We start from the raw sequence: 13,425 nt of genomic DNA on the forward strand, positions 1-13,425 counted from the left end.
ATTGGAAACAGTTCTCAAGTTTCGGCCAGCGCGGCAAAGGCTTCAAGCACGTGCTGCTTCCCATCAATGATCACGAATTCCATGGCCCTACGGGCCCCCGCGCTATCCCGCGCAGCAATGGCATCGACGATGGCCGTGTGAGTTTCTGCGATATTGCCGAAGCCATTGCTGGCAGGCGGCGCGCTCATGCGGAACATGCCGACCAGCGCCGCCTCGATAAGCCCGCCCAGCGATCGCATGAACGGATTCTGCGAGGCCTCCGTAATGGCGAGGTGAAAATGCAGGTCGGCAACGGCCAGACTGTCAGACGTATGTTCCGGGTTCGCCAAAGCTGCCGCAAGTCGGCGCAGCAGATCAATATCCTCCTTGCTTGCCCGTTCAGCAACAAGGCCGGCGGCGAATGGTTCGAACGCCATGCGTATATCGTAGAGATGGAGGAGAAACTCCTGATCGACGCCGTTTTCGAAGTGCCAGCTCAGCACTTCGTTGTCGAACATGTTCCAGTGGATCTTTTCGGTGACGCGCGTGCCGACGCGTGCCCGCGGCACGACCATACCTTTGGCCGCCAGGGTCTTCATGCTCTCGCGCAGAATGGTACGGGACACTTTGAAGCGCTGCAGAAGCTCGCTGTCGCCCGGAAGAATGCTGCCGATCGGAAATGCGCCCGCGACGATCGCCTTGCCGAGCTCGTCGACCACTTGCGCGTGGCTCGTCCGTGACCTTCCTCCGGATTGTCGGTTGTCAAGCAATCGTCCGCTCAAGCACGCTGTCCTTTCCCCAGGCGAAGTATCGAATGAAACGGGAGAGCAAGAGGAAAACAGTCTGCATTGGAATAGCGGCCGATAGCGCCAAGCGGGTCAGTATTCTCATCCGAAAGCCTGACAGAATCGCTGTGACGACGGTACGGCTCGCATACGAGCCTTGTTTGAAAATTCCAAAGAGTGTTCCTCCGCCGAACCCCGCTCCTCCTGCACGCGCTGTTCCTCCCATGACCACAGCATCACGTTCGGCGCTACTGCGGTAGTCTGGTATCCTGCTGATGTATAAATGGAAAAAACGATTCCGAATAGACCCGCAACGAAAGCTCCGGCTTCTGGCCTTGGCTTGAAACAGACAGATATGCCACCGCGGTTACACTCGCAAACCTGGCAACACCGCTCACCCATGCCTCAAGCTACCGCCAGAGCAGGAGGCAAAAAATCATACAGTAATATCTTCATAGACGATCATTCATTCATGCAGTGCAACAAAAAGGGGCACCAAGAGCGCCCCTTTCTTCAACCTATCAAGTCAAACTGCTTACTTCGATGCGGGCAGCTTGTCGTCAACGCCTTCGATGTAGAAGTTCATGCCGAGCAGCGTGCCGTCATCGGCCTTTTCGCCAGCCTTCAGCCAAGGCGTGCCATCCTGCTTGTTGATCGGGCCGGTAAAGGGTGCGATCTCGCCGGACTTGATCTTGGCTTCGGTTTCCTGAGCCATCTTCTTCACGTCGTCAGGCATGTTGGTATAGTCCGCCATCTTCAGGATGCCGTCCTTCAAGCCATCCCAGCTCTGCTCGGACTTCCACTTACCGTCGAGCAGCGCGTGAACGCGCTTGGAGTAGTAGTTACCCCAGGTGTCGACGATAGCGGTCAGCTGAGCCTTCGGGCCGGCGGCGATCATGTCGGACGCCTGACCGAAAGCGTGGATCCCACGCTCCTGAGCAACCTGCATCGGAGCGGTGGTGTCTGTATGCTGCGTCAGGATGTCGACACCCTGGTCAACCATGGCCTTCGCTGCGTCGGCTTCCTTGCCGGGGTCGAACCAGGTGTTGACCCAGACCACCTTGAGCTTGAAGCTCGGATCGACGGAACGGGCGCCCTGCTCGAAGGAGTTGATGCCCATCACGACTTCCGGAATCGGGAAGGACGCGATGTAGGCGGCACCATGGTTCTTCGACGTCTTGGCGGCGATCTGGCCCAGGATGTAACGGCCTTCATAGAAACGCGAGTTGTAGGTCGCGAGGTTCGGGCCACTCTTGAAGCCGGTCGCATGCTCGAACTTCACCTTCGGGAACTTGGCGGCAACCTTGACGGTCGCATCCATGAAGCCGAACGAAGTGGAGAAGATCAGCGAGCAGCCGGAACGGGCGAGACGCTCGATGGCGCGCTCCGCATCCGGGCCTTCCGGTACGTTTTCGAGATAAGGCGTCTCGATCTTGTCACCGAATTCCTTCTGGACCTGCTGGCGGCCGAGATCATGCGCCTGCGAGTAACCGCCGTCCGTATGCGAGCCGACGTAAACGAAGCAGACCTTGGTCGGCGCTGCTTCGGCCGCGGCGGCGAAACCAACGATGGCAGCGGCGGTCGTGGCGAGTGCGAGTGCTAGTTTCTTCATGGTTACCCCTGTTGGTTTGACATGGTTTGGTGAAATCCGTCCGGCTATTGTCGCTAGCGTTCCGGAACGAAGGCTTTGCCGAGCGAGGCTGGCGTGTTGATCAAGGTCGCACGGCGATTTTGAGAGATGATGACGAGAACCACAATAGTCGCTGCATAGGGCAGCATCGACAGGAATTGCGAGGGAATGCCCACGCCGAAGCCCTGCGCATGAAATTGCAAGATCGTCACGGCGCCGAATAGATAGCCGCCGGCCATGACGCGCGCCGGCCGCCAGGATGCGAAGACGACGAGGGCAAGCGTCACCCAGCCGCGACCGGCAGACATGTTCTCGACCCATTGTGGCGTATAGACCAGCGACAATTGTGCGCCGGCAAGCCCTGCGCAGGCGCCGCCGAACATGACGGCCAAATAGCGCGTGCGAATGACATCGATGCCGAGCGCGTGCGCCGAGCCATGGCTATCGCCAACGGCGCGAAGCTTCAGGCCGGCACGGCTGCGGAACAGGAACCAGTTGACGCCGATGAGCAGCGCGATCGAGAGATAGAACGTCAGGTCCTGCTTGAAAAGCACCGGCCCGAAGAACGGGATCTGCGACAAGAACGGGAAGGCGATCTCCCGCAACTGCACACCGGGTACGCTCACATATCCCTCGCCGATCATGCCCGAAAGGCCAAGGCCGAGGATGGTGAGCGCCAGGCCGGTCGCCACCTGGTTCGTTACCAGCGTCAGGGTCAGGAAACCGAACAGCAGTGAAAACAGCGCGCCCGCCGCGATACCGACAAGTAGGCCGACATAGGGAGAACCGCTCATCTGCGCACCGACGAAAGCGGCGACTGCGCCGATGATCATCATGCCCTCGACGCCGAGATTGAGCACGCCGGACCGCTCCACTACGAGTTCGCCGAGACCAGCAATCACGAGCGGTGTCGATGCGGTGATGATGGTCAGGAGGATTGCTTCAAAGACGCTCATGCAGCACCTCCCCGAACCCGCGACCACACCAGACGGATCTTATAGTAAATCAACGTGTCGCAGGAGAGCACAAAAAACAACAGGAGGCCCTGAAACACGCTTGCAGCCTTGGCGGAAATGCCGGGCGACAACTGAGCCGCCTCGCCGCCGAGATAAGTCAGCGCCAGCACCAGACCGGAGAGAATGGCGCCGAGAGGGTTTAGGCGCGCCAGAAAGGCAACGATGATGGCGGTGAAGCCGTAGCCCGGCGAAATCGCCGGCTGCAGATGGCCGATCGAACCCGAAACCTCCGATATGCCGGCAAGACCCGCCAGCGCACCGGAGAAGAGGAAGGCAAACCAGACCATTTTCCGCGAGGAAAAGCCGGCGAACCGCCCTGCCCGCGCCGATTGGCCAAGAACGGTTATCTCGAAGCCTTTCAGCGTGTATTTCATCAGGAACCAGGTCAGGATAGCCGCAACGACGGCAAAGACGATACCCCAATGAGCGCGACCGGAATCTTCCAATATCGCCGGCAGCACCGCCTCGGGCGGAAAATCGATGCTCTGCGGGAAATTGTGACCTTGGGGGTCACGCCACGGGCCGCGTGACAACCAATCCAGAAAGAGCTGGGCGATATAGACCAGCATCAGGCTCGTCAGGATTTCATTGGTATTGAAGTGCGCCTTCAGCAAAGCCGGAATGGCGGCATAGAGCGCGCCGCCGATGGCGCCGGCAACCAGCATCAGCGGCAGCACCATCGGCGAATGCCAATCGGTGAAGATAATCGGGATGATGGATCCCGCGACAGCGCCCATCGTGAACTGGCCTTCAGCACCGATATTCCAGTTGTTGGAGCGGTAGCAGATACAGAGGCCGACTGCGATCAGGATCAGCGGGCCGGCCTTGATTGCCAGCTCGTGCAACGACCAGACTTCAAGCAGCGGCTCGACGAAGAAGGCGTTCAGCGCCTCCACGGGGTCCTTGCCCATCACAGCAAACATGATCGTGCCGGCGATCAATGCCAGCACCAGAGCAAGCAGCGGCGACAGGAGGCCGAACAATTTCGAAACCTGCGGGCGCTTTTCAAGTTCAATGCGCATGCGCAGGCTCCGAATGCATCTTGGATTCATGCAGGCCGCCCATCAGCAAGCCGATCTTTTCGCGAGTCAATTCGCTGGCTGGATAGGCAGGCGACAAACGTCCCTCCGAGATGACGGCGATATCGGTCGCGACTTCGAAAATCTCGTCGAGATCCTGGCTGATGACAAGCACGGCGGAACCGTCGCGAGCAAGATCGACCAGAGCCTGCCGGATGCGGCTGGCAGCACCCGCGTCCACGCCCCAGGTCGGCTGGTTGACGACGAGCACGCTGGGTTGCCGATCCAACTCGCGACCGACGATAAATTTCTGCAGGTTGCCGCCGGAAAGTGCGCCGGCGGCCGGATCTTCGCCGCTCTTGCGCACATCCATCACCTGACAGATCCGTTTGGCCGCCTGCTTGATGGTGCCGTGACGGATGATGTTGAGAAAACCGCCTCTTAAAAAGGTCTTGCGATCCGATTGATTGCGGGCGAGCACGAGATTGTCCGACAGCTTCAGGGCGGTAACGGCGGCATGGCCATGACGCTCTTCAGGCACGAAGCCGGCGCCGAGCAACCGTCGTGCATTGATGCCCTTGGTGCCGACCGGCTTGCCGCGCACGCGGATCAGATTGTCGGATGGAACTGTGTGTTCGCCGGAAATGACATCGAACAACTCGCCCTGGCCGTTGCCGGCAACTCCGGCGATCGCGAGAACCTCGCCGGCGCGAACGCGCAGCGAAACGTCCTTCAGAGACATGGCAAACGGAGTGCGCGCCGGAGCCGAAAGCCCCGCGACTTCCAGCTGGATATCGCCCGTCTTGCCAAGACCTTCATGTTTCACGCTGGCGACGTCGCTGCCCACCATCATCCGAGCCAGGGAGCCCGTGGTTTCCTGGCGCGGGTCGCAGGCGCCTGTCACCTTGCCGTGACGAAGCACGGTGGCGCGCGAACAGATACGCTGCACCTCTTCAAGACGATGGCTGATGTAGAGCACCGAACGCCCCTCGTCCCGCAGTTGGAACAGCGTCTCGAACATCCGGTCGGCCTCCTGCGGCGTCAGCACGGACGTCGGCTCATCGAGGATGATCAGCTTCGGATTCTGCAGCAGCGCGCGGACGATCTCGATGCGTTGGCGTTCTCCGACAGAAAGGTCGGCCACATGCGCATTCGGATCGAGAGGCAAGCCGTAGGCATGCGAAAGCTTAGCGGCTTCCTCCGATATTTTTGCAATCGGGATCTTGCCGTCGAGCGACAGCGCGATATTTTCCGCGACGGTCAGCGCCTCGAACAACGAGAAGTGCTGGAAAACCATGCCGATACCGAGCTTGCGCGCCGTGCCCGGGGAGTCGATGCCGGCGGGTTTCCCCTGCCACACGATCTCGCCATGCGTTGGCTCCAGCACGCCGAAGAGCATCTTCACGAGCGTGGATTTACCGGCACCGTTTTCACCAAGCAGAGCGTGGATTTCGCCCGGCTGAATTTCAAGATCGATTTCGTTGCAGGCAGCAAAACTGCCGAATAGCTTCGTCAGTTTGCGAACCGACAATAGCGCACCGCTTGCCGGTGCATCGGATGACGACACGTTCCCCTCATTTCCTTCCCACCGTCCTGCCCTTTACGGATCTATGGGATCAGTAGTGTAGTTCCACTCGTTTTTCTGGCTTCCAAATCCGCATGCGCGCGCCCTGCATCGCTCAACGGATAAGTCTGATGAATATTGATACGCACTTTATTGCTTTGCACAACAGCAAATAACGCCCCGGCGCTGGCTCTCAACTCTTCTGGTGTGCCGACATAAGCGAAAAGGCTTGGACGCGTCGCAAAAAGCGAACCTTTCTGATTGAGGATCGCCAGGTTGAAATTCTCGATCGGGCCGGACGACTGGCCGAAGGTGACCCACATCCCGCGCGATTTCAGGCAATCGAGCGAGTGCGGAAACGTATCCCTGCCGACCGAGTCGTAAACGACATCGACGCCCTTGCCGCCGGTAATCTCGCGGACGCGATCGGCGAAGCTTTCCTTGCTGTAGTCAATGACATGGTCGTAGCCATGCTTCAAAGCCAGCTCGACCTTTTCCGCGGAGCCGGCTGTGCCGATGACGGTACCTGCACCCAGTGCCTTGGCCCATTGGCCGGCGATGAGACCGACGCCGCCAGCAGCTGCGTGAAACAGCAATGTCGTTCCTGGACCGACCTTAAAGGTGCGGTTCAGCAGATATTCCGCCGTCATACCCTTCAGCATCATCGACGCAGCAGTTTCGAGCGGAATATCGTCAGGCACCCTGACCAGATGACGCGTCTCGATGTTGCGCTCGATGCTATAGGCGCCATCGCTGCCGACATAAGCGACGCGATCGCCTACGGCGAAATCGGAAATGCCCGGCCCTACTTCCGTGATCGTTCCCGCGGCTTCCTTGCCGAGCGACAACGGAAACTGCGGCGCCTTATAGAGGCCTGAACGAAAATAGACGTCGATGAAATTCAGGCCGATCGCGGCATGGCGGATCTGCACCTCGCCAGCGCCGGGAGACGGCAGATCCACCTCCTCCAGCTTCATGACTTCAGGTCCGCCGTTTTCGTGGATGCGAATGACCTTGGTCTTCTTCATGGCGAGCAATCCTACTGGCGCCCGAGGGACGGGAAAAACTGCAGCACGGCGCCGATGCAATAGAGATAGATACCGCTGAGGATGAAGAGGACAACAGCCCATTGCGGCATGACGAAATTCATCAGCAGAGAATAGATGCCGAGCGCCGACCAGAACAGGAATATGCCGAGATTGAGCGGCCGCAGGCGCTTGACGCGCACCGGATGCAGAAAGTTGATCGGCAGAAAGGTCAGGACAACGGAAACGCCAACCAGAACCATGGCAGTCGTCGCACTGGCATCGATGACGAACAGCGTGAATATCACCATATTCCAGACCACCGGGAAACCGGAGAAGAAATACTCGTCGGTCTTCATGCCCATATCGGCATAATAGATGGCGCTGGAAACCACGATCATGCCGGCGGCGACAAACGACAAGGGTTCGCCGATCATGCCGCTTTCATAAAGCGCGAAGGCCGGCAGCAGCACATAAGTCACATAGTCGATGATGTTGTCGAGCGTGTCGCCGGACCAATTCGGAAGCACTTCCTTGACCCGGACCTTACGGGCGATTGGCCCGTCGATACCGTCGACCAGCAACGCCAGGCCAAGCCACCAGAACATATCGACGAAGCGATGCTCCGAGGCTGCGACCACACCGAGAAAGGCGAGGAACGACCCGGATGCCGTCAAGATATGAACGGAGAATGCACGCATCTCCGCATAAGGCACCCGCTTGTAATTGAAGATTTTCATCCGCCCCACGACTCGTCGGTTTATGCGCCTGCCCCGGCAAGCGGTTTTTCCTGCTAATATGCATCCTTTGGTCTATACCGCCAGCGCAAATGCGTTCATCCCAATACGCTAGCGCGACTTGCTGTCATTTTCACCCGTTGCGATGTTTCATCCCATGGATTTCAACAGGCTAAGTGTCTATTTTCAGATTTGTAGGCAATTGAGGCATCGAAAATGAAGCAGATTGAAGTAGCCGTCATCGGCGGCGGCCTGGCCGGCATGATCACAGCGCTCGCGCTTGCGCGCGGCGGACGATCCGTCGCGCTGGTGACTGTGCCGCACAACAAGGCCGACAAGCGGACGACGGCGCTGATGGATCAATCGATCCGCTTTCTCGAGCGCCTGACGCTGTGGGACAAGATCGCGCCTTCGACGGCAGCGCTCACCACGATGCGGATCATCGACGGCACGTCCCGGCTGCTGCGGGCTCCGACCGTCTCGTTCCGATCCTCTGAGATCGGCCTGGAAGCCTTCGGTTACAACATTCCGAATGCCGTGCTGCTCGACACCCTCGCCAGGGCGATCGAAACGGAAGGCAACATCACCCGCATCGAAGCCACCGCCTCGGAGATCACCTTTCGCGATGACGGCGTGACGATTGGTCTCGACAACGGTCAGTCGATCGAGGCCGCCTTCGTCGTCGGCAGCGACGGGCGCAATTCGCTAGTGCGGAAAACCCTTGGTATCAAGGTCAAGGGCTGGTCCTATCCGCAATCCGCCATGGTTTTGAACTTCGCGCATACCCTGCCGCATCAGAATATCTCGACCGAATTCCACACGGAAAGCGGCCCGTTCACGCAAGTGCCGTTGCCGGGCAATCGCTCCAGCCTCGTCTGGGTGCAAAAGCCGGCGGAAGCCGCTGCCAATGCCGAAAAATCGCTCGAGGAGCTCAGCCGACTGGTCGAGGAGCGCATGCAATCGATGCTCGGCCGGGTGACGATCGAGGACAACGTCCAGGTGTGGCCGCTCTCCGGAATGACAGCGTATCGCTTCGGCAAGGGCCGCGCCGTGCTGATCGGCGAAGCGGCTCACGTCTTTCCGCCGATCGGGGCGCAGGGGCTCAATCTGAGCTTGCGTGATATACTGGCGCTGTCGGACATCCTTTGCAGTCGCCCCGATCAACCGATCCAGGCCTCGGCCGGCGACATCTTCGACCGCAGGCGCCGCGCCGACGTCATAAGCCGCACGACGAGCGTCGATCTCCTCAACCGTTCGCTTCTTTCCGGTTTCCTACCGGTACAGGTACTGCGGGCTGCCGGGCTGCATGTGCTTTCCGCCATCGCTCCCCTTCGCAACATGGTCATGCGCGAGGGCATCGAGCCCGGTGGCAGCATGGGCAGCTTCACCGCGAAGCTGCGGGAAAAGCTGCACCGATAAGGTGTCCGAACTCATCCCGTCGAACCAGACAACCACCGGGAATTGCCGATGGTTGTCCGGCGGAGATATGTTTCAGCCGATTCTCATCAAGATCGGAAAGGTCTGCTGGAACCAGATGGCCATATCGCTGACATAACCGAAGATGAAGGCAAGACCGGTCAAAATGAGCAGACCTCCCATAATCTTCTCGACCGTGCCAAGATGACGGCGGAAGCGGGACAGAAAACGCATGAAAGCGCCGGAAAAGCCGGCCGCGATCCAGAACGGAACAGCAAGCCCGAGCGAATAGACGGCGAGCAGGCCAGCACCGGCGCCGACCGTTTCGCGTGACGCTGCAATACCGAGGATCGCGCCGAGCACCGGGCCGATGCACGGCGTCCAGCCAAAAGCGAAGGCAAGACCCATGATATAGGCACCCGTCAGGGTCGCCGGCTTTCCATTGCCCTGAAACCGCGCCTCGCGCGCAAACAGGCCGATGCGAAAAACACCGAGGAAATTCAATCCCATAACGACGATGATGAGGCCACCGATCTTCGAAAGAATATCGAGATGCTGGCGCAACAGAATGCCGATGGAAGATGCGCCGGCCCCAAGTGCGACAAATACGGTGGCAAAGCCGAGCGTAAAGAACAGCGCCGACATCAAAACATTGCCGCGAACACTAGGCCCAGCGACAGTTGCTCCACCGTCGCGAAACTGCTCGACCGAGATCCCTGCCATGTAACACAGATACGGCGGCACGAGCGGCAACACGCACGGCGAGAGAAACGAAAGCGCTCCCGCAATCAGGGCACTGAGGATCGAAATATCGGCAAGCGACACGATAAACTCCGGCTATGTCATTTCGCCCTCTTCCTAGCGTTGCGAGTCGCGGAAAGCCAATCACCTTTTCGAGTAAGCCCCGCCGCACTGCCTTAAAGTTGACGGAATTGGGAGAGGTCCGCATCCGTGCAAACCCGGCATTTGCAGGCGCTTGCCGCAGCTGCGGAGCAGCACAACGAACGAATTGCTTTTGCTAAAATATTGGTTCAAGCTGACGTTGTTCGTCCAACAATGTGCATTCACCCAAATAGTTAGCGGAGGAAGTCCCCCTATGCGATTCGTTACTATGTTCACGACTGCAGCCTTTGCCGCCCTTTTCAGCGTCAGCGCCATGGCGCAAACGGCGACGACACCCAGCGCAACGACCACGGCTCCTGCGGCCACCACCACCCCCAAGGCAATGACCACAGCGCCTAAGGCAGCAACCACGATGGCGCCAAAGGCAATGAAGCCGGCCCAGACAGACGTCTCAAAGGCTTGCTCGGCACAGGCTGATGCCAAGGGGCTGCATGGGAAGGCTCGCGCCAAGTTCCGCAGCGAGTGCAAGAAGAACGGCGGCAAGGCGTAATCTCTTAGGATTCGCCTTAATTAAGGGCCAGCTTTGCCATGCCATGGCGGCAAAGCTGGCCAACCTGAATTTTATATCATCTTTCACATAAAGAACTCTGCGTTTGCCATTGAAATCTTTTCGATAAAGCAAACGTACATCCAGATTCCCACTTGGCAGGCGATGCATCTGGTCGCACTATGCGTCGATAATGCGGGTAAGCCTCAGCCATCCATTGGCGATAAATTTGCGGCGCGGCATTCATGCGCTGCGGCGACAGCGAGTATCCCAAGACGCAATTTGCCTTAACCATAGCAAAGCAGCATGGTTTTATTTTCGACTTTGATCAGGGTTAAAACTCGGCGGCTGCGCGACCAAAGACGAAATCGGCTTCGGTGCCATTGGCCTGCCGCGTCGCCATCACAAATCCCTTGCGACCATCGGATAATAGGCCGCATCCGGCTCTGTTGCCAAGACACGCGAAGCTTCTGACATGCTATTCGTGGACAAGACAAGCGCAGTCAGGGCCGCCAAATGTGTTGTCCCCACACGGGATCACTTGCGGTTCGGCTTCCGTTCTTTCGTTGATGGATCGACTTTGCCATCTGCAAGTCTATTGCGCGGATCGGCGACAATTGCACTTTTCTTGTCTGTGGCTTTCGACTTTTTCGGGCCATCGGCCTTGCTATGTTGTATCTTGGCAAGCGGCTGCTTGCTTTCTTTTCGGGAATCTGGATCGCGAGTTTGATCAGGCATCAATTTGTTTCTCCTTCTGTTCGCAAGAGAAACCACGACCATTCCATTAGGTTCCGCAATGAGCCGGGCACTCCGCTGCCGCTTTCGATCGCAGAAAGCCACAAAATGAGAGTCCCTCAAGACTATATGAGAACCGATGAAACTATCCGGCAGCCGCCTTCGTATAAGCCGGCAGGGAATGAACCGGGATGGACTGCCCGGAACGCTCAACCTATCTCCGGCGTCCGCACTGCGGCCGAGACGCGGTGACGGTAGCCTCCGCGCCGTTACCGCAGCGTCCGGCGAAAGGGATCTGACACCCTTCGCCGGACGCACTCCGTCAGCCCCTTGAGCGGCGATTGTGATTTCCCGGTGTTAGTCAAATGCAGTTCGGCGAAGGCACTTGGCCGCGGGCTAAACGCGCATTCACGAGCCGTTGGGCCGATGCGTCAGATTGTCATTCGAGGTTGGTCACAAGTGCCGCTACGAGCAGTCAGAGCTATCGACGGAGAAAGAATAGTCCTTCCCCTTGAACTGATAGATGTAGTTGGCCAGGGACGCTTCGCCGGAATCGAATTTCGGCAGCAAGAAGTCGCATAGATCAGAGATCTGGGCCGATTTGACGAGAGGCGCATCGAACCAGTCGTCATCGAGGTCCAGATCATAGAAGTAGCTGTAGATTCGATCCGTTAGATCAATCTTCTTCAGCGTGATTTGCTGATCGATCTTCTTAGGCAGCTCCTTGTTGGCAAAAACAACCGGATAGCGCTGAGTGAGATACGGGATCACGATGCGTTCAGTCACGGGCGTCGTCATGGCGATCGCGATCAAGGGTAGCAGGCTCGCAGCCATCGCGAATTTCCTGCGGGCGATAGCACCGAGCAGGACACCCGCCGTCCCGAGCAGCCCGCAAACGATCGCATAGATTTCCCACGAAGACAGCTCAGCCAAGAATTCCATCATGCATCCATCGTCTTTGCCAATCGCCATCTCGGCAGCAACCGGCTTGTGACCGACCTACCACGTCGCAGCGCATGCCACTTAATCTTGGCACCAAACATACCCATTGAGCCATGGCAAACGTCCGGTGCGGCGGCACGAATCCGCACAGCGAACCAGACCGCCATCAGGCCAGTCTATAACCCTTCGGCACATCGTCGGGCAATCAAATGATCATACAGCTTGCTGATCGTTAGTATACTTATTCTCGCTTTGATTGAGATCAAAAAACGCGATACATCATTCCGGGAAGCAGGATCTTGCTTGCGATATCCGCCTGAACCGGCGTACTTCCGCGCGTTTTTGAACTGCGGACGTGTTCATCCTATTGCTTTTCAAGCATTGCGATAAGAGTGCCGCCGCGCACCTTCCTAGAAGTGCTTTGGGCTCCAGCATATTCGAACTTGGCCCTTTGCGATGAGCCGTCACATGTTGCCGGTCGTATCTCTCTGCTATTGAAAGCGAAACCCAGCTTCGGTACCCCCGATACGGGAATCGAATAATCTTGCAACGTATCAGCGGAGAAACGGAATGTCGGACCTGCTTGAAACCCAAGGGCAACTACAGGCGCAAGCCGATCAAGTCGTCCGGGCGTTGCAGCTCAATGAGTGTCTCTCCGTTCTTGGACAGCCGATTCGTGTTGGAAGTTCCGCGATGGGTCTGATGGTTCGGCGGGATATCGACATTACCGTTATCTGCGCCAAACTCGACGCCGACGCACTTGAAGCATTCAGCGCACTCGGTGCCGGCTTCATGAGGATGACCGAACAGGTGGTTGCCGTGCGCTTCCGCAACGATTGCGGCCAGTGGAACAGAGAACCGGAAAAGTATCCGGACGGGCTCTATCTCTGGCTGTCCGTTCAGGGCCCAGATCGCACAATGTGGACCATCGACATCTGGCTGGTCGACCAACCGGAGCGGCAGCCCGATATCGCTCACCTAAAATCCCTGATGCTGCGACTGACCGATGACGATCGGGAAACGATCTTGCGGATAAAGACCGCACTAGCTGAATCTCCGCAAAACGGCGCGTCAATTCCCAGCGCACTCGTCTACGAAGCCGTCATGGACTACGGCATCGACACCATTGCCGAATTCGAAAACTGGTATCGAGGACACGAAGGATGCCGCGCGTAAAGAAGACAGCG

General features: G+C 58.1%; 13 protein-coding genes. 3 read left to right on the top strand and 10 right to left on the bottom strand.

The window, feature by feature from the left end; genetic code table 11:
* Window positions 1–14: 14 nt before the first annotated feature.
* The 7 genes from GGD46_RS23195 to pcsA form a co-directional block, all read right to left on the bottom strand.
* The gene (locus GGD46_RS23195) at window positions 15–761 is read right to left on the bottom strand and encodes a FadR/GntR family transcriptional regulator (protein ID WP_184708387.1); all 747 of its coding nucleotides are present in this window, start codon (window positions 759–761) and stop codon (window positions 15–17) included.
* 538 nt (window positions 762–1,299) lie between these two features.
* A complete protein-coding gene (locus GGD46_RS23200; RefSeq protein WP_184708389.1) occupies window positions 1,300–2,376 on the bottom strand; it encodes a BMP family ABC transporter substrate-binding protein in 1,077 nt (358 codons plus the stop codon).
* Window positions 2,377–2,429: 53 nt separating this feature from the next.
* On the bottom strand, window positions 2,430–3,350 hold the full coding sequence (locus GGD46_RS23205; protein ID WP_184708390.1) for an ABC transporter permease: 921 nt from the start codon (window positions 3,348–3,350) through the stop codon (window positions 2,430–2,432).
* Window positions 3,347–4,432, bottom strand: coding sequence for an ABC transporter permease (locus tag GGD46_RS23210; protein WP_184708392.1), 1,086 nt, complete (start codon window positions 4,430–4,432; stop codon window positions 3,347–3,349). Before GGD46_RS23210 ends, GGD46_RS23205 begins: the two co-directional genes overlap by 4 nt.
* Window positions 4,422–5,996, bottom strand: a complete 1,575-nt coding sequence (locus GGD46_RS23215; protein ID WP_184708394.1) for an ABC transporter ATP-binding protein — start codon at window positions 5,994–5,996, stop codon at window positions 4,422–4,424. The genes GGD46_RS23210 and GGD46_RS23215 overlap by 11 nt, the downstream gene beginning before the upstream one ends.
* Before the next feature lie 41 nt (window positions 5,997–6,037).
* The gene (locus GGD46_RS23220; RefSeq protein ID WP_184708396.1) at window positions 6,038–7,021 is read right to left on the bottom strand and encodes a quinone oxidoreductase; all 984 of its coding nucleotides are present in this window, start codon (window positions 7,019–7,021) and stop codon (window positions 6,038–6,040) included.
* Between the two features lie 11 nt (window positions 7,022–7,032).
* On the bottom strand, window positions 7,033–7,758 hold the full coding sequence (gene pcsA, locus GGD46_RS23225) for a phosphatidylcholine synthase (protein WP_184708398.1): 726 nt from the start codon (window positions 7,756–7,758) through the stop codon (window positions 7,033–7,035).
* A gap of 213 nt (window positions 7,759–7,971) precedes the next feature.
* Here pcsA and GGD46_RS23230 point away from each other — a divergent pair, with 213 nt between their 5' ends.
* Window positions 7,972–9,174: a UbiH/UbiF family hydroxylase gene (locus GGD46_RS23230; RefSeq protein WP_184708400.1), complete on the top strand. Its 1,203-nt coding sequence runs from the start codon at window positions 7,972–7,974 to the stop codon at window positions 9,172–9,174.
* A gap of 72 nt (window positions 9,175–9,246) precedes the next feature.
* On the opposite strand, the gene GGD46_RS23235 is transcribed toward GGD46_RS23230, so the two are convergent.
* A complete protein-coding gene (locus GGD46_RS23235) occupies window positions 9,247–9,996 on the bottom strand; it encodes a cytochrome c biogenesis CcdA family protein (RefSeq protein ID WP_184708402.1) in 750 nt (249 codons plus the stop codon).
* Window positions 9,997–10,267: 271 nt separating this feature from the next.
* Between GGD46_RS23235 and GGD46_RS23240 the strand changes: the two genes are divergently transcribed.
* Complete coding sequence (locus GGD46_RS23240; RefSeq protein WP_184708404.1) at window positions 10,268–10,564, top strand: PsiF family protein; 297 nt, start codon at window positions 10,268–10,270, stop codon at window positions 10,562–10,564.
* A gap of 534 nt (window positions 10,565–11,098) precedes the next feature.
* On the opposite strand, the gene GGD46_RS23245 is transcribed toward GGD46_RS23240, so the two are convergent.
* Both GGD46_RS23245 and GGD46_RS23250 read right to left on the bottom strand, forming a co-directional pair.
* Window positions 11,099–11,299 (bottom strand): hypothetical protein, encoded by a 201-nt coding sequence (locus tag GGD46_RS23245; RefSeq protein ID WP_184708406.1) that lies wholly within the window; start codon window positions 11,297–11,299, stop codon window positions 11,099–11,101.
* Window positions 11,300–11,761: 462 nt separating this feature from the next.
* Window positions 11,762–12,241, bottom strand: a complete 480-nt coding sequence (locus GGD46_RS23250; RefSeq protein WP_246806452.1) for a hypothetical protein — start codon at window positions 12,239–12,241, stop codon at window positions 11,762–11,764.
* 567 nt (window positions 12,242–12,808) lie between these two features.
* Here GGD46_RS23250 and GGD46_RS23255 point away from each other — a divergent pair.
* Window positions 12,809–13,414: a hypothetical protein gene (locus tag GGD46_RS23255; RefSeq protein ID WP_184708410.1), complete on the top strand. Its 606-nt coding sequence runs from the start codon at window positions 12,809–12,811 to the stop codon at window positions 13,412–13,414.
* Window positions 13,415–13,425 lie beyond the last annotated feature (11 nt).

Origin of the sequence: Martinezella lusitana (genome assembly GCF_014207095.1) — a bacterium.
In the GTDB taxonomy this organism is placed as follows: domain Bacteria; phylum Pseudomonadota; class Alphaproteobacteria; order Rhizobiales; family Rhizobiaceae; genus Rhizobium; species Rhizobium lusitanum_B.